This is a genomic window from Terasakiella sp. SH-1, from assembly GCF_004564135.1.
In the GTDB taxonomy this organism is placed as follows: domain Bacteria; phylum Pseudomonadota; class Alphaproteobacteria; order Rhodospirillales; family Terasakiellaceae; genus Terasakiella.
This window is the reverse complement of the sequence record NZ_CP038255.1, coordinates 1,869,438-1,886,327: the sequence shown is the minus strand read 5'-3', so window position 1 is coordinate 1,886,327 and position 16,890 is coordinate 1,869,438. Positions and strand designations below refer to the sequence as shown.

At 48.3% G+C, this 16,890-nt stretch carries 10 protein-coding genes; 5 read left to right on the top strand and 5 right to left on the bottom strand.

What is annotated here, in order from left to right; translation table 11 throughout:
- Window positions 1-515 precede the first annotated feature (515 nt).
- The 4 genes from E4K71_RS08735 to E4K71_RS08720 all read left to right on the top strand — a co-directional run bounded on the left by E4K71_RS08735 (window position 516) and on the right by E4K71_RS08720 (window position 6,156).
- Complete coding sequence (locus tag E4K71_RS08735; protein ID WP_167730392.1) at window positions 516-1,688, top strand: N-acetylmuramoyl-L-alanine amidase; 1,173 nt, start codon at window positions 516-518, stop codon at window positions 1,686-1,688.
- Between the two features lie 67 nt (window positions 1,689-1,755).
- Window positions 1,756-4,188, top strand: a complete 2,433-nt coding sequence (locus E4K71_RS08730) for a penicillin-binding protein 1A (protein ID WP_240796897.1) — start codon at window positions 1,756-1,758, stop codon at window positions 4,186-4,188.
- Window positions 4,189-4,254: 66 nt separating this feature from the next.
- Window positions 4,255-5,370 carry a peptide chain release factor 2 gene (gene prfB, locus E4K71_RS08725; RefSeq protein ID WP_135078687.1) on the top strand — a complete coding sequence of 372 codons (1,116 nt, stop codon included), beginning with the start codon at window positions 4,255-4,257 and terminating at the stop codon, window positions 5,368-5,370.
- Between the two features lie 81 nt (window positions 5,371-5,451).
- Complete coding sequence (locus E4K71_RS08720) at window positions 5,452-6,156, top strand: hypothetical protein (RefSeq protein ID WP_135078685.1); 705 nt, start codon at window positions 5,452-5,454, stop codon at window positions 6,154-6,156.
- A 19-nt stretch (window positions 6,157-6,175) separates the two neighbouring features.
- Here the strand turns inward: E4K71_RS08720 and E4K71_RS08715 are convergent, their stop codons facing one another.
- The 5 genes from E4K71_RS08715 to E4K71_RS08695 form a co-directional block, all read right to left on the bottom strand.
- Window positions 6,176-8,251, bottom strand: a complete 2,076-nt coding sequence (locus E4K71_RS08715) for a methyl-accepting chemotaxis protein (RefSeq protein ID WP_135078683.1) — start codon at window positions 8,249-8,251, stop codon at window positions 6,176-6,178.
- 144 nt (window positions 8,252-8,395) lie between these two features.
- The gene (locus E4K71_RS08710; RefSeq protein WP_135078681.1) at window positions 8,396-9,196 is read right to left on the bottom strand and encodes a ferritin-like domain-containing protein; all 801 of its coding nucleotides are present in this window, start codon (window positions 9,194-9,196) and stop codon (window positions 8,396-8,398) included.
- Complete coding sequence (locus tag E4K71_RS08705; protein ID WP_135078679.1) at window positions 9,193-9,966, bottom strand: DNA-binding response regulator; 774 nt, start codon at window positions 9,964-9,966, stop codon at window positions 9,193-9,195. The genes E4K71_RS08710 and E4K71_RS08705 overlap by 4 nt, the downstream gene beginning before the upstream one ends.
- A gap of 74 nt (window positions 9,967-10,040) precedes the next feature.
- The gene (gene bcp, locus E4K71_RS08700) at window positions 10,041-10,505 is read right to left on the bottom strand and encodes a thioredoxin-dependent thiol peroxidase (protein WP_135078677.1); all 465 of its coding nucleotides are present in this window, start codon (window positions 10,503-10,505) and stop codon (window positions 10,041-10,043) included.
- Window positions 10,506-10,516: 11 nt separating this feature from the next.
- Window positions 10,517-13,519: a bifunctional [glutamine synthetase] adenylyltransferase/[glutamine synthetase]-adenylyl-L-tyrosine phosphorylase gene (locus E4K71_RS08695; RefSeq protein WP_135078675.1), complete on the bottom strand. Its 3,003-nt coding sequence runs from the start codon at window positions 13,517-13,519 to the stop codon at window positions 10,517-10,519.
- A gap of 95 nt (window positions 13,520-13,614) precedes the next feature.
- Between E4K71_RS08695 and E4K71_RS08690 the strand changes: the two genes are divergently transcribed.
- Entirely contained in the window at window positions 13,615-16,881 is a 3,267-nt protein-coding gene (locus tag E4K71_RS08690; RefSeq protein ID WP_135078673.1) for an AsmA-like C-terminal region-containing protein, read from the top strand.
- The last annotated feature ends 9 nt before the right edge of the window (window positions 16,882-16,890 follow it).

The following is a 16,890-nucleotide window of genomic DNA, read 5'->3' as shown; positions in this document are numbered from 1 at the left end:
AGTCCCGTTTCATTCATTTTGATAGTATGGTCTGCTCTTGCCAGCATGAAAACCTCGAATAGGTGTCTTAAGTCATTGCAAGCGCTACGTTTCGCGCACATAGACCGTGCGTCAAATCGGCGTGAACTCAATTCTGTGCAAACATTAAAGTCCATTTTCCAGACAAGGTGATCAAGGACTGATCCCCTGAAAAATAGAAGTTTCGACAAATAAGAGCGCTTTTTCACGCGGTCGTTAACATAACGGTAGGATTTTAATTTCACAATGTCTTAAATGCGATGATGATGATTTTTCTTTCTTCCCCTTTTATCTATCGGGCCAATCCAGGGCTTGCGATCTATAGGTGAAATGAGGTAAATCAAAGGAGTCGCGTGTTATATTATTCAAAGATGCCAAGTTTTTTTGTACCCATGAAACTGACCCGTCAATTCATAAACATAACTGTTTTCAAAACGTTATTGCTGTTGATCTGCGCTTTTGGATTCGCACCAAAGGCGATCGCGCAAGAGGGCCTGATGCCAATTGTGAAAAGCGTTCGCGTTGGCCAACACCCCGAATACACCCGTTTTGTGATGGAAGTCAGTGACAAAGTGGATTATCAGGTTTCTATGTTGGCAGACCCTTATCGTGTGGTTGTCGATTTTCCTGAAATGGGTTGGCAGTTGCCCAATGGGCATAACCCGCGCATGTATGGATCGCTGAGTGGTTTTCGTTATGGCCTGTTTAAAACTGGGACATCGCGTATCGTTTTGGATGCAAAAGGGCCTGTGAAAATCAAAAAGACCATGGTTTTGCCTCCACGTGGGAAGGTTCGCAGTTGGCGTTTTGTCATGGATCTGGTCAATACCAACAGGGCAACGTTTCTGGCTTTGTTGAAACCGGCCACTTTTCCCGGCAAGCCTGTGGCAAAGGCGGTGTCCCGTGTGCAGCCCAAACCAATTCAGCCTGCTCGTGTGCCTGCCATGTTGCCACCTGCCAAGCCGAAAAAGAAAAGCAAGCATGTGGTTGTCATTGATGCTGGCCACGGTGGGGTTGATCCGGGCGCACGGGGTGTGAGTGGAGCCTATGAAAAACATATTACGCTGGCCATTGCACGACAGTTGCGCGATGCGTTGAAACGTACGGGGCGCTACAAGGTGGTTTTAACACGTGATCGGGATGTGTTTATTCCGTTGCGTGAACGCACAGCCATTGCGCGTCGGGCCGGGGCGGATTTGTTTATCTCCCTGCATGCCGATACATTCCGTGATAAATCTGTGCGCGGTGCTTCTGTTTATACCTTGTCAGAACGTGCCTCTTCCAAAGAGGCGCAAGCCCTGGCGGAACGAGAAAACAAAGCGGATTTGATTGCAGGGGTTGACCTGTCCACCAAAGATGATGATCTGAGCTTTATTTTACTGGATATGGCCCAGCGTGATACGACGAACCAGTCTTCTCGTTTTGCAGAAACTCTGGTGAAAGATATTTCACGTTCAGGCAAGGTTTTGCGCAATCCGCATCGTTTTGCAGGGTTTGCTGTTTTGAAAGCCCCGGATGTGCCTGCCGTTTTGATTGAACTTGGATTCTTGTCCAACAAGTATGACGAGCGTTCTTTGCGGTCTAAAAAGTTCCGGGCAAAAATGGCAGATGCAATTAAAACATCCATCAATCGTTACTTTAATCGGGTAGAAGAGGCCAATCGCCTATAATAAGGCGCGACAAGCCTTGTTTAATTAGTATACTGCCTGTCCTTGATTTGAAAGATTTGGAAGTGCCGTGAAAATATTAAAAATCATTGCCGGATTATTTGGCTTTTTCACATTCCTTGCTGCCTTGGGGGCGGGGGCTGTGCTTTATGGTTTTTATTATTATGGCAAAGGCTTGCCCGATTATACCCAATTGAAAGACTATGAACCCCCTGTCATGACCCGTGTACATGCCGGGGACGGGCAATTGATGGCGGAATATGCCATCGAAAACCGGGTGTTCGTACCGATTAAGGCCATTCCGCAACGGGTTATCGGGGCCTTTTTGGCCGCAGAAGACAAAAATTTTTACCATCACAGCGGGATTGACCCAATGGGGGTGGCGCGTGCGATTGTGATCAACCTGAAAAATGTTGGTAAGGGGCGGCGTCTGGTCGGGGCGTCCACCATTACCCAACAGGTGGCGAAAAACTTTCTGCTGACCAATGAAGTTTCTTATGTGCGTAAGATTAAGGAAGCGATCCTTGCCCTGCGTATTGAAAAGGCGTTAACCAAGAACCGCATTCTGGAACTTTATTTAAATGAGATTTATCTCGGCTACGGGTCTTACGGGATTGCAGCGGCAGCCTTGAACTATTTTAACAAGTCCATGGGTGAGTTGACGATTGAAGAAGTTGCCTATCTGGCGGCGCTGCCCAAGGCACCGAATAATTACCACCCGATTAAAAAGACGAAAAAGGCCGTGGAACGTCGCAATTGGGTGATTGATCGCATGGCGATTGAAGGTTACATCAGCTTGGCGGATGCTGCCTACGCAAAAAATAGACCGCTTAGTGTGGCTTCGCGTGCAGAAACCGAATTCGTTAAGGCCCCGTATTTTGCGGAGGAAGTTCGCCGTGAACTGGTCGGCATGTATGGGGAAGACAAGCTTTATAAAGGGGGCTTGTCCGTTCATACCACACTTGATCCAACGTTACAGGCCACGGCACAACGTGTGTTGCAAAATGGTTTGGAAGCCTATGACCGTCGTCATGGGTGGCGTGGTCCTGTTGCCAAAATCACCAATCTGATTGATTGGCATGGTGATCTAAGCGCTCTTAAGCCACCGAAAGGCGCACCAGCTGACTGGATGTTGGGGGTTGTGCTGAAGCTGCATGAGGCCGGGGTTAGTGTTGGCTTACAAGATGGTAGCCGTGGGGCTTTGCCTTTTGCAGAAATGCGTTGGGCACGCGAAGCTTTAGAGGATCAAAAAGTCGGTGCTCGTTTGAAGCAACCTTCTGATGCGTTGGAACGTGGTGATGTGGTCTGGCTCAAGGCTGTAACAGAAAATTCCAAAGGCAAAAAATATCAGCCCAATACTTATGCCTTGCGGCAGGTGCCTGCTGTTCAAGGCGGCATTGTCTCGCTTGATCCCCATACGGGGCGTGTTTTGGCAATGGTTGGGGGGTATTCTTATGCCCATAGTCAGTTCAACCGGGTAACACAAGCCAAACGCCAGCCAGGTTCTGCCTTTAAGCCGTTTGTGTATTTGGCTGCTTTTGATGAAGGTTATACACCATCCACATTGATCTTGGATGCGCCGTTCGTTCTGGATCAGGGACCGGGACAGCCAAAATGGCGCCCGGATAACTATTCCAAAAAATTCTATGGTCCCTCGACCATGCGTTTGGGCATTGAAAAATCCCGAAACCTGATGACGGTTCGTTTGGCCCAGACTTTGGGGATGGAAAAAGTCAGCGAATATGCCAAACGTTTTGATATTACACCAAACTTGCCGGAAGTTCTTTCCATGGCCTTGGGCTCAGGTGAGACCAAGCTGATGAATTTAGCAACGGCTTACGGCATGTTGGTCAATGGGGGCAAGCGTATCATTCCCACGTTGATTGACCGTATTCAGAACCGTGATGGCGTAACCGTGTTTAAACATGATACCCGTCATTGCCCCAATTGTCTGGCGATGAACTGGACGGGGGATCAGCTGGTCCCGCAAATTGTAGATAACCGTGAAAGTGTAACCTCGCCTGAAAGTGCCTATCAAGCCGTATCTATCCTTGAAGGGGTGGTACAGCGCGGTACAGGGCGTCGTGTTGCAGCTGTGGGCAAACCGTTGGGTGGGAAGACAGGTACAACCAACAAAAGCCGTGATACCTGGTTTATGGGTTTTAGCCCCGATCTGGTAACAGGGGTCTTTGTTGGTTTTGATACGCCCAAGCCCTTGGGCCCTAAGGAAACGGGGTCTAGTGTAGCAGCACCTATTTTCCGTGATTTTATGAAAGAAGCGCTGGCTGACCGGCCCGCCACGCCGTTTCGTATCCCTGATGGGGTACGTATGATCCGGGTGAATGCCCGTACAGGTCAGGATGCACAGCCCGGTGACACCAATGTCATCTGGGAAGCTTTCAAACAAGGGACATCGCCGAGCCAAAGCAACAGGGTTGTGGAAGGCCAAAGTGATGAAATCGTCAGTCCCGGTGATGTGGATACGGGCGGTGGTCTTTATTGACCTTGGCTGTGTTAGGGGTTAAACACGCAACACTCATTTAATCTTTTTCTTTAGGAATTGTCGTTCATGCGCGCCGAAGTCGAAACTCAGGTTGAAGAAATCCGTAAATCCCTTGCTTTGTTGCGCAAGCATTTGGATTACGATAATGCCGTGCGCCGTTTGGAAGAACTCAATGCATTGAGTGAAGACCCAAACCTGTGGAATGACCCGCAAAAAGCCCAAAACCTGATGAAAGAACGCACTCGTCTTGAAAACGGGATCAAGGCACTGGAAGAGTCTGAACAGGAACTGGAAGATAATATCGAGCTGATTGAACTCGGCGAAATGGAAGAGGACGAAGATACCGTCCGCGAAGCCGAAGAAGCCCTGAATGTTTTACAGGAACGTGCGGCAAAAGAAGAGATTGAAACGCTGCTGTCTGGTGAAGTCGATGGCAATAACTGCTTCTTGGAAATTAACTCCGGGGCAGGGGGGACAGAAGCGTGTGACTGGGCAGGCATTATGTTGCGCATGTACAGCCGCTGGTGTGACAAACGTGGTTTCAAAATTGAATATCTTGAAGAAACGGCGGGTGAAGAAGCGGGCATTAAGTCTGTTTCCCTTAAGGTCAGTGGGCATAATGCGTATGGCTGGCTGAAAACCGAAACCGGGACCCATCGTTTGGTGCGAATTTCCCCGTTTGATAGTTCTGCGCGTCGTCATACAAGTTTTGCGGCTGTGTCTGTTTCTCCGGAAATTGATGATAACATCGAAATCGAGATTGAAGAAAAAGACCTGCGCGTTGATACCTATCGTGCGTCTGGGGCAGGGGGGCAGCACGTTAACAAGACGGATTCAGCCATTCGGATTACCCATTTGCCGACAGGTATTGTCGTGCAGTGTCAAAATGACCGCTCCCAACATAAAAACCGGGCAGCAGCCTATAAGATGTTGCGTGCACGCTTGTATGAAGCTGAGTTACAACGTCGTGAGGCGGAAAGTCAGGCTGAACATGATGCCAAGACTGAAATTGGCTGGGGTCGTCAAATCCGATCATACGTGTTGCAACCTTATCAGATGATTAAGGACTTGCGCACAAGCGTTGAGACATCAAACTCACAGGCTGTTCTGGATGGAGATCTGGATCAGTTTATGGCAGCAGCCTTGGCGCAAAAAATTGAAAGCGCCAGTGAAAACGGGTGATAAGCCCCTTAAAAAATGCTGGTCGTAAAGCTTAGGTTGTTTTAACGTGCCTGTAGGCGATGTAATAAACAGGCAGAATATATGGCGCAAACGGCTTTTAAGTCACTTATAACAGCAGGGGCCCTTTTATGGGCAAATACGGCCTTTGCCAAGGAAGACTGCCTGCGTTTTGCTGCACATGAAACAGGCTTTATTTCCACCATTGCTTATCATGTCGGTCGGGCGTTGGATCAGGCTGGCATTTGCCATCAGTTTTATCCTCCTGCCAGCCCCGAAGTTGTGGAGCTAAATAAACGGGGAAAGCTGACGGGTGAATTATTGCGTGTGCAATTTTATGACCGTGTGACCAAGCTGGATGTGGTTATGGTGCCGACCCCTTTGGCCTCGGGCAAAGGATTTGTTCTGGCGCTAAAGAATACCGGGATAACCACGCAGAATTATCAAGAATATCGGATTGGGTATCTGCGTGATACGGTTTGGCATAAACTGTTGATTGACGAAATCCCCAAATCTGTGGAGATGAGTTCCTATAAGGAATTGATCCGTGCTTTAAATGAACAGCGCATTGATGGCTTTTTAGTCGATGGGGTTGTGTGGCAGGCGATTAAAGGACAGTTTGCCGAAGCGACCTTACTGCCTGTGATGAATTTATCTGGACACACTTGGTTGAAGATGAAGCATAAGGATAAGGTTGCCCAGATCAACAAGGCATATGCTGATTATATTGCTCAAGGCAACCGTTTTACCGACTCTGTCAAACCTGTGAAAAAGGCCCCACATATGTGAGGCCCTAATCTTAGGTTTTTTATTGATTGGCTTGGCGGACTTCATCAAGGAAGTCCTGTACACCGGTTCTGAGGGATTTACTGACCTCCATCAATTCGTTTGCAGCGGCAAATACGGTCTTGGCCATATCACCTGTTTCATTTGCAGCATTTGCCACTTCGGAGATGCTGTGTGAAACAACGCTTGTTCCCTGTGCTGCTGCATCAACGCTTTGGGCAATTTCATTTGTGGCTGCTTGTTGCTGTTCAACTGCGGCCGCAATATTGGTGCTGAGATCACTGATGGATGAGATTGTCCCGGTGATTTCCTGAATGGCTTCGACAGATGCCTGTGTTTCATTCTGAATGGCCTTGATCTGGTTGCCGATGTCTTCGGTGGCCTGACTGGTTTGTGCAGCGAGGTTTTTGACTTCGTGGGCAACAACGGCAAAACCTTTTCCGGCTTCACCTGCACGTGCTGATTCAATAGTGGCATTCAGTGCCAGCAAGTTTGTTTGAGAGGCAATGTCCGTAATCAGGCTGACAACTTCGCCAATGCGACTGGCTGCTTCGGACAGTTTTTCAACACGCTGATTTGTTGTTTGTGCTTCATATGTTGCATTTTGTGCAATATCAGCTGATTGAGTTACCTGACGACTGATTTCATTGATCGAGGCGCTGAGTTCGTTACTAGCGGCTGAAACGGTTTGAACATTACCGGACGCCTCATCCGTGGAAATAGAAACAGACTTGCTTTTTTCCTGTGTCTTGTCAGCGTTGCTGCTCATGGAATTTGCGGCGCTATGAAGCTGGTCAATATGGCCTGTGATCGCTCGAATACTGCCGGTGACGCGGCCTTCAAGCTCATCTGCCATGGCAAGCATTTCTTGCTTACGTTTGATGGTGTTTTCACGCTCCAGCTCTTCTTGATGATCTTTCAGGCGTTGGTTTTCCTGTGCATTTTCTTTGAAGATATTGACCGCAGCAGCCATATCACCAATCTGGTCATTGCGGCCCATGCCCTTGATCTGTACATCTGTATTTCCTGCTGCCAGTTTTTGCATGGCTTCTGTCATGCTGACGATGGGGTTGACCATCCGGCCATTCACCAGCCATAGGGTGAAGAGAACGAGAAGAACAGTTGAGCCAATGGCAATGACAAGGATCATCGTTGCATTGGATTGAATTTGGGCAAAATCTGTATCCAGAACCTTGCGTTCCTGCTTGGCATCTTCTGCAATGGCGGCGGTTAGAATGCCAAAGCCTTTGATCGCGGGGGAGTCACTGATCTTGACGGCCTTGTCAATTTGTTCGGCTGTTTTATTTTGTGCTGCCAGCTTTTCAACCTTGTCAATATTTTGGGCATATTCATTCACAACGGCCTGAATATCGTTCAGGGCTTTCTGTTCATTTTCTGTGATTTTGAATGTGCGATATTTGGCAATGATTTGGCGCGCCGTTGTGACTTTCTTTTTAATTTTTGCAATACGCGGTGTGTCTTGGCGCAGTACGTAATTTTTAAATTGATGGATCATGCCACCAAAGCCCAGGGCTGAACGCAGATTGGACAAGGCTTGAATTTTAGTGTCTTCAAGGTCATCTGACAGGCGCAGGGCAATGACCTGTTTTCGAAGTGTGGAGATACCTTGCAAGGCGGGCTTGTCATTAATCTTGACAGATTTATCAATGGTTTTGGAGGCTGCGCTATTTTGAGCAAGATCTGTAACAACCTTGGTGTTGAGGCCATAGGCTTTGATCACATCACGAATATCGGCCAAAGCTTGTTTTTCAACATCATTCACGCCAGCAGCCTCATAAGACTGCAAGGCGGCAATCGAGGCACCTACAGCGGTCTGGATTTTTTCAATCCGCTTTTGATCTTTGCGCAGGACATAGTTTTTAAACTGGTGGATCATGCCGCCATAGCCCAGGTTTTTGAGCAACGCATTGATGGCTTGTTCTTTAGGCGAAGAAATATCCTGATATTTCTCCCAATAGTTTTTTGAGGTTTCAATATTGGAACTGATGCGCCAGGCACTGATCGTGGAGGTGAAGCCAACGATTAAAAGTGCAGTGATGAAAAGTAAGTTGAGAACTTTGAAATTCGTAATACGCATGATCTACCACCTAGGTTGTTATTGGTTTGGCGGATATAACGCATTTGGATCGGAGTCAAATCATTTTTAGGTTGTATTTTAATATGGAGCAAATCTGATACATGTATATGTATATATACTTACTCATTGCGCGCGCAGTGTGTATCACGTTTGTGACTCATTAGATAAAGGTTTGTAGTAATAGGTGCTTAGACCGGCTTGGCTTCTTGCCTCTTCATTGAAGGGGGCTTTCAGATTCCCCTTATAATGTTTTCGTACTAAGGTATGATACGTTGTAATCGGGTCAAGCTGACGTTGTTCAGCCAAGAGGTTGAAATACCGTGTACCAGCGGCAACATGAGCGATTTCTTCATGGCCGATCCGTTCCATAATATCAGCCGTCTTATCATCGCCCATACGGCGAAGTTTCACGACGGTGGCCGGGGTTGTATCCAGTCCTCGGGGTTCCAGCAACATGGGGACGAGAGCGCAACGTGCCATCAGGTCATGACGGGTTTCAAAGGCAGCATCCCACAGGCCGTTATGGGCAGGATGCTCACCATAATGACTGTCAAAATCTTTGAGTCGGTCATTGAGAAGCTCAAAATGGACAGCTTCGTCATAGGCAACTTTGACCCAATCATCAAAAAAGGCTTTGGGCAGGTCCTCATGGGTAAAGCGTGCAATAATATCCCACGCCAGATCAATAGCGTTTAACTCAATGTGGGCAATGGCATGGATCAGGGCAATGCGCCCGGCTTCACTTCCCAGCCGCCTGCGGGGCATGCTTTTAGGGGACAAAAGTTGGGGGCGCACGGGGCGTGCAGGTGTATCCGGTGGAAGATGATTGCCAATTTCTGTGATCTGGCCTTCATCCCAGTGTTTGGCATACTCATAAGTACGGCGGACCTTTTCATCTGGGTCCGCCGTTTGCAAAACATCACATGCTGCCTCAGTTAAGGTCATGTGATGCCAAAACGTTTCAGGCATTCTGCAATGTCGTCACCGAAACTTTTTCCTTTACGTACCAGACCACAGGTATGGGGCAGGGCACGTAAAGAAGGGTGCCCCCAATCGTTACTGGTCAGCAGGGCAAAAGGAATGTTTTGGGCGGCCGGCATGGAGGCAAAGGCATTTGCCAGATCAATACCGCTAAGCTGGTCAATTTGACCGGAGGCCAAAACCATATCCGGGCGGGTGCGGATGGCCAGCTCAATCCCGTTAAAAGAAGATTTGGCAAAAGAAACACGATATCCACATTCTGCCATTTCACGTTCAACGATATGGGCGGTGGCCTTGTCGGGCACGATGATCAGAATTTCGATGTTCTTCTTTTCCAGATCACCAAATTCATGATCAAACTTCGTAACCGCAGGCAGTTCACGTACCAGGTTTGCACTTGTCTGTGTGGCTTCAACTTGAAGTGTACCGTCTAGCGCAGATTCGATTTTATCTAGATACAGGCGAACGTTATCTCCATGGGGGGCGTCCATGTTGGGGATACGTTCCAGATAATGTTCCAGACGGTGTGCCAAAAGGCTGACAATGGCAAAGTCAGCCGTCAGGGCTTGTGCGCCCAGGTTTTTCACCCCGCGCAGCAGTTTTCCCATATCATCGTCATTATAATTGGAACGCAGGTTTTCACGCTGGATTTCCAAGGAATTCATAATGTCGCGGGCTTCTTCCAGAAACTCGCTTTCAACTTGTAATTCCAGTTCTGTCTTATCATGCGCCATTGTGCATCTACCCTTTTAGATAATTTCCCTTCCGCCATTGTAGTTATTTTGTAGCGGAAGGGAAGCTTTTGTTTTTACAGTTCTTTTACTGATTCTAGAACATCTTCAATATGGCCCTTAACCTTTACTTTTGGCCAGATTTTTTGAACGATGCCATTTTCATCAATCAGGAAAGTCGTGCGCACAATCCCCATGAAGGTTTTGCCGTACATTTTCTTTTCCTGCCAGACGCCATAATTTTCACACAGGTCGCTTTCTGCATCCGATACAAGTGCGAAATTCAGCTCTTGTTTAGCCTTGAAGTTATCGTGGCGCTTGATGCTGTCTTTGGAGGCACCAACGATGACGCAGTTTTCAGCCTCAAATGCTGCCATTTCATCGCGAAACCCTTTGGCCTGTGTTGTGCAGCCTGGTGTGGAATCCTTCGGGTAGAAGTACAGCACAACTTTCTTGCCTTTGAGCGAGGACAAGCTGAGTTCCCCACCGCCATCTGTTGGCAGTGTAAAATCGGGCGCTTGGCTTCCAACTTCGATTGTCATGGTTTCTTTCCTTAATTGTTTTCTTCTGGGGGGGCGATTGATGACGCTGGGTCGTCAATCAGTTGGGTGTAATGAGACATTACTTGTTTGGCGGCATTTTTCATACGTTCACATAAGATGTCAAATGAAGGTTCGCCACAGGCTTGCACCAAATCCTGTTTCAAGGCATGGGGAAGTTCCCCACCGTCTTCTTTTTTAAGTTCGGCAGCAACGGTCAGGCGCAGATAGCCCTGAATGATATTCCACAGTTCCATGGCTGAAATCAGGTCGTTGGCCTGTGTCTCTTCAAGGATTTCAAGCTCACGTGCTTTTTGTAAAACATCCAGTGTATTATGCTGTAAAATATCTTTGTGTTGATCACCAAATTTGAGCTGAAGATACTGCGCCATAAAGTCAATATCGACGATCCCGCCGCGATATTGCTTGATTTCCCACACCACGTCTGTGTGATGTTCCTTATCCATCCGTTTGCGCATATCGGCGACATCAAAAAGCAGCCTGTCATGGTCACGTTGGGTGCGAAGTGTTTTTTCAATGGCTTGTTCAACCTTGTTTGTCAGGGCTTCACTGCCACACAGAACACGCGCCCGTGTCAGGGCCATATGTTCCCATGTCCAGGCGGATTCTTCATGATAGCGAACAAAGGCATCAAGGCTGGAGGCAATCGGGCCGGAATTACCAGATGGGCGCAGACGCATATCCACTTCATAAAGCATGCCTTCACCTGTTGGAGCGGTCAGGGCATTGATGAAACGTTGGGACAGGCGGGCGTAATATTGGGCAACGCCTAATTCCCGCTCCCCATTTGATCCGATGACATCTTCTGGTACCTCGTAGATGAAGACCAAATCAAGATCACTGGTGGCTGTCATATCGCATGAGCCTGCTTTGCCCAGCCCCACGATACACATATCCCCACCTTCAATAATACCGTGCTTGACTGCCAGTTCATTTTGAACGCGCGGCAACATTTCCTGAAGGATGGTTTCTGCGATGTTGGTTTGGGCGATCCCGGAATCTTTAATGGAAATGATTTGGCGAAGGGTCTGCACACCTACCTGAAATTTTCGATCATTGGCCCAACGCCGTGACAGATCCAGTACATCCTGAAAATCACGCGCTTGATCCAGCACTTTATTCAGGTCTTGTTTCAAGGCGGGGACATCGGGCAGTGGCGTGAAGAAATCCGGTGTCAGTACATATTCCAGCAGGCCGGAATGACGGGCCAGATGTTCGGCCAGGCGCGGGGCTTCCCCCATGACTTCGGCAACGAGGTCCAGTAGTTGCGGGTTGACCTGAAACATGGAAAAGAGTTGAACCCCGGCGGGGAGTTCACTCAAAAATTCATCAAATCTGCGAAAGGCGGTGTCCGGTTCTGCCGTATTGGACAGGGCATGAATAAGGGTCGGCATCAAATCGGTGAGGATTTCACGCGAGCGCTTGCTGCGTGTGGCACGATAACGCGCATGATGCCAGCCGCGCACGGTGGTATCGACAAATTCTGCATTGTTAAAGCCAAGACTGCTTAGATAGTCCAAGGTATTGGGGTCCGTATCCCCGCCTGTGAAGACCAGGTTACCTGTTTCATCGGCATGGCTATTGGGTTCAACGCTATCTTCAAACAGTTGGGCATAATGGGTTTCAACCCGTTCAAGATGGGGGATGAATTCTTTTTCAAAGGCTGCTTTGTCGCGATAACCCAAGAAAATAGCCAGATGTTCAACGGCGTCATCATCTTCGGGGATGGAATGGGTCTGTTCATCGTTGGTCATTTGAATGCGATGTTCAACGGTGCGCAGATATTGATAGCTTTCAATCAGCTCGTCACAGATGTGTTGTTCCACCTGTTCGGCATGAACAAGGGCTTGCAGGGCCTTACAGGTCGGGGCAATACGCACATCCGGGTTGCGCCCGCCCCAGATCAATTGTTGGGTTTGGGCATAAAATTCAATTTCACGAATCCCCCCATGACCCAGTTTGACGTTATGGCCGTTCAGGGCGATTGTATGTCCGCCTTTATGGGCATTGATCTGGCGCTTGATGGCGTGGATATCTTGAATGGCGGCAAAATCCATATATTTGCGCCACATATAGGGGCGTAAGATGTCAAGAAAGGCATAACCGGCCTCAATATCCCCGGCAACAGGACGCGCCTTGATCATGGCGGCGCGTTCCCAGTTTTGACCGATGCTTTCATAATAGGTTTCAGCCGCCAGCACGGAAATGGCTAGCGGGGTAGAGCCGGGGTCTGGGCGCAGGCGCAGGTCGGTTCGAAAGACATAGCCGTCGGATGTCCGGTCATCCATCATTTGAACCAGATTTTTGGTAATGCGTACCATATTGGCTTGTAGGTCCCAGGGGTCGTCTGTTTCGATCACATCGGTATCAAACAGAACGATAATATCCACATCACTGGAATAGTTCAGTTCACGTCCACCCAGTTTCCCCATGCCAAGGACAATAAAGCCTGATCCTTTTTGAGGATTGTTTTCCGGGTCCGGGAGCTTGAAATACCCCCGGTTATGCCCTTCACGCAACAAGGTTCCGACAGCATAATCCAGTGATTTTTCAGCCAAAGTGGTTAAGGCTTCTGTGACTTGAAAGACTGTCCAGTGTTGGGTGATATCGGCCAGGGCAATGGTCAGGGCAGCACAACGTTTTGTGATTCGCAGTTGTTTTGCCATTTCGTCGCGTGCAGGCTGACCTGCCCAGATACTATTTAGATCAGTAATGAGCTGATCAAAGGTCTTGTCCGGCCCGTCTTTTAACAGGTTTGTGCAGAATGAAATATCATTTAAAACACAATGGGTTAGGAAAGGGCTATTGCCAAAAAGTGCGGTCAGGATATCTTTAGCTTTATCATCCTCAATAAGAGAGGTTGCATTTGCCTGTGCTTCGGTGTCATCAATGCGCACGATGGCTTCCTGCCAGTGTTCAAAACCAACGTTCGTTTTTTCCTGATCTGATGCATTGGGAAGCGGCGCGTTAACGGTTTGGTACCAAAGTGATGTCATAATAAATTTCCCCAGCTGTGTGCGCCTGTTTTTTTAGAACAGTGCGCCATGTAAATGGCCGGGTCAAGTGTGAAAGAAGAAATGGATTAACCTCAGTGGTCTGGAAGACATTAAAACATACACTCCAGATAGTTAGCGCCGTCCTTGCCGGGATTGCGTTGCTGGGGCTTGTCTTTGCCTGGAAACTGTCACAGGGCCCCATTTCACTGCCACAATTAACCCCTTATATCGTTGAGGCTGTTTCCAAAAATGCACGGGGGATGTCGGTTCGAATTGACGATACGATCTTAAGCTGGGAAGGGTGGGATCGCACGCTGGATGTGCGCATTGTCGGGGCCAGTGTGTTTACCCGTGATGGTCGCCGCATTGCTTCTGTCCCTCAGGCGTCTTTGTCCTTGAGTGGGAAAGCCTTGTTTGAAGGGACTGTGGCCCCGCGCAGTATTGAGCTGATTAAGCCGCAAATCCATTTAATGCGCCACGGGGATGGCACCTTTGTTTTTGAGATGGGCGATGGGATTACGGTTCGCGCAGACAAGGCATTTCGTCTGGATGAACTGGTTGGTAAGCAGCCTGATCCAACGCGGCCCTTAAGTTACTTGAAAAAAGTGATAGTCAATAAGGCCCAGCTTGAATATCAGGATAAAAAAACCGGAACCACACTGCGCGTACCCAATACGACATTTGAGGTTGAACGCATTGGCGAAACCATTGTTTTGGCAAGTGCGCTGGAAGTGTTTTTAAGTGGTAAACCGACAAAGATTGATCTGGATGCCTCTTATAATCTGACAACAGAAATTTTGGATACTCAGGCGCGTATCCATGCCTTGCATCTGGGGGATTTATCCGGGTTATGGCCGGAACTGGCGCCACTTAAACCTCTGCAATTCTCTATTGAAGGTCAAGTCAGCGGGGCTGTTGATAAAGAGGGGAATGTCCGTTCCTTTTTCAGTGACCTGAAGGCGACAAGCGGGCAGTTGCATTTACCTGCACCGGTTAAGCAGGTTTTGAATATTGATACGCTTTCATTACGTGCCGGGTATGAAGACTTTAATGCCAAGGTTCGAATTGAAGAAGCTTTGCTTGCCTTAAGCGAAGGCTCCATGATCAAGACGCCTGCCCCGATTGAAGACTTTATTCCAATGGAAGTTATGCGTTTCAAAGGGGATTATGAAACGGATAAAGACATCCTGCATGTGGAAAGTCTTGACCTTGACCTTGGAGAAGGACCGACTGCTTCTGTCAAAGGGAGTATCGCTGGCCTGTTTAATGGCCCTGTGCGTAAAGCGGACCTGATTGGGGAGTTGCTCAATGTTATTCCGGGGAAATTAAACCGTTATTGGCCCAAGGGGCTGAATGACGATGCCCGTGACTGGGTTGTTGAAAATATTTCTGATGGCATGGTCCAGCGTGCAGGTATTGATATTTCCGTATCCGCCCATGAAAATGGGGAGGTTACTGTTCACCATGTTCATGGTGATATGGAAATGGACAAGGTGACGGTTGATTATCTAAACCCGCTTCCCAAGGTTCGTGATGCGCGCGGCTGGGCGAAATTTGATGATAAGACATTCAAGATTACTGTAACGGGCGGCGGTATTGACAAAATCCGTATCAAGAAAGCCCAAATTGATATCCTTGGTTTGGACGAATATGACCAGCGTTTGAACCTGGACCTTGTTGCAGAAGGTCCGCTGCGCGATACCTTGTTTTTTATTGATAAAAAACCATTGGGTTTTGCCAAGGCGTTGGGGATTGAACCAAAGAAAACATCTGGCAAGACGGTGACTAATCTGAAAATGTCCTTCCTGCTGTTGGATGATCTGGGCTGGGATGGTGTGGATGTATCTGCCACGGCTCAGGGAACAGATATTGTTATTGATGATGTGTTGTTTGAAGAAGACCTGAGTAAAGGTGCCATTAAGCTGAGCGTCGATAAAACAGGTATGGATGTTGAGGGCAAGATTGTTTTGGGCACCATCCCGGCGGATTTGAAATGGCGGGAGAATTTCAGCCGTAATACGTTGTTTAAGCGTCGCTTCCTGTTGGATGGGGTGGTAAATGACGCCCAGCGGGTCAAAGAACTTCGCCTTGATTTCCCTCCCTTTAATAATGAGATTATGACAGGGCCGATCCATGTGGATGCAACGATCACGGAAAACTGGCAAGGTATTGGGATTTTGGAAACATTTGCAGACCTTAAAGGTGCTGAAATCCATATTCCGATTATTGACTGGAAAAAGGTACCTGAGGGGGAGGGACAAGCCTATGCCAAAGTCAATTTCAATTCAGATCGTTTGATCGGTGTGCCTTATTTCTCTGTTGCCAGTAAAGATTTAAAAGCATCAGGCTCGATTGCACTGGATGCCAAAGGGGAACAAATTCAAACCATGCGGATTTCCCGCTTTCAAGCAGGGCGCACCAAGGTGAATAAGGGAACAGTCCTATATTCCCCGGTTGTTGGCTGGGAGTTTGATATTACAGGTGACAGTCTTGACTTAATGGCTGCCTTGGACAATCGGCGCAAAAGTGAAAGTAAGGAGGCCCCCACCAATGAAGATACAGGGTTGCCGGGGACATTCTCGGGTCGCTTTGATAAAGTCTGGCTGGATGAAGACCATTCTTTAAATACGGTGGCTGGCGCGGTCAGTTCTGATGGGAAAGTTTGGACGAAGGCCCATCTGACAGGTGTTGTTGGCGGGGGCGAAGCCTTTACTATTGACCTGTCCCCAGATAAACAAAACCGTCGCTTGAAGATGGAAACCAAAGATGCCGGGGCTTTGTTGCGTGCCCTTGACCTGTTTGATGACATACAAGGCGGCAACCTGTTGATCGAAGGTGTCTTTAACGATGATGCCCCCCGTCGCCCATTGGTTGGCAGCATTCGTGTGCAGGATTATCGTATTACCGAAGTGCCCGCGCTTGCCAAGCTTCTGAGTCTCGTGGCCTTGACCGGGGTGCTGGATAGCTTACAAGGGGATGGCATTGGTTTTACCTCGCTGACATCACCGTTTAAATATGACAGCGGGGTGGTTGAGTTTAAGGATGGGCGCACCAACGGAATTTCCATTGGTTTAACCTGGGAAGGGAAACTTTATACCCATGCCAATGTGGCCGATATTGATGGCACAATTGTTCCGGCTTACGGACTGAATGCTTTACTGGGGAATGTACCCCTGTTGGGGAATTTGTTTACTGCCGGGGAAAAAGGTGGCGGACTGTTTGCCTGGACCTTTGATGTGACGGGGGATCTGGATGATCCTAAAGTCAGTGTAAACCCGGTTAGTGCCTTGGCACCGGGCTTTTTGCGCCGCCTTTTCCAATTGGAAAAGCCACAGCAAGATATTCCTGCTGCGGCTCAGTAAAATCATTTT

Bases quoted from the DNA above. Each gene is read 5' to 3' on its own strand.
- E4K71_RS08710 (WP_135078681.1), bottom strand. From the start codon at position 9,196: ATGACCTTAACTGAGGCAGCATGTGATGTTTTGCAAACGGCGGACCCA.
- E4K71_RS08695 (WP_135078675.1), bottom strand. From the start codon at position 13,519: ATGACATCACTTTGGTACCAAACCGTTAACGCGCCGCTTCCCAATGCA.
- E4K71_RS08715 (WP_135078683.1), bottom strand. From the start codon at position 8,251: ATGCGTATTACGAATTTCAAAGTTCTCAACTTACTTTTCATCACTGCA.
- E4K71_RS08720 (WP_135078685.1), top strand. From the start codon at position 5,452: ATGGCGCAAACGGCTTTTAAGTCACTTATAACAGCAGGGGCCCTTTTA.
- E4K71_RS08735 (WP_167730392.1), top strand. From the start codon at position 516: ATGCCAATTGTGAAAAGCGTTCGCGTTGGCCAACACCCCGAATACACC.
- E4K71_RS08705 (WP_135078679.1), bottom strand. From the start codon at position 9,966: ATGGCGCATGATAAGACAGAACTGGAATTACAAGTTGAAAGCGAGTTT.
- prfB (WP_135078687.1), top strand. From the start codon at position 4,255: ATGCGCGCCGAAGTCGAAACTCAGGTTGAAGAAATCCGTAAATCCCTT.
- bcp (WP_135078677.1), bottom strand. From the start codon at position 10,505: ATGACAATCGAAGTTGGAAGCCAAGCGCCCGATTTTACACTGCCAACA.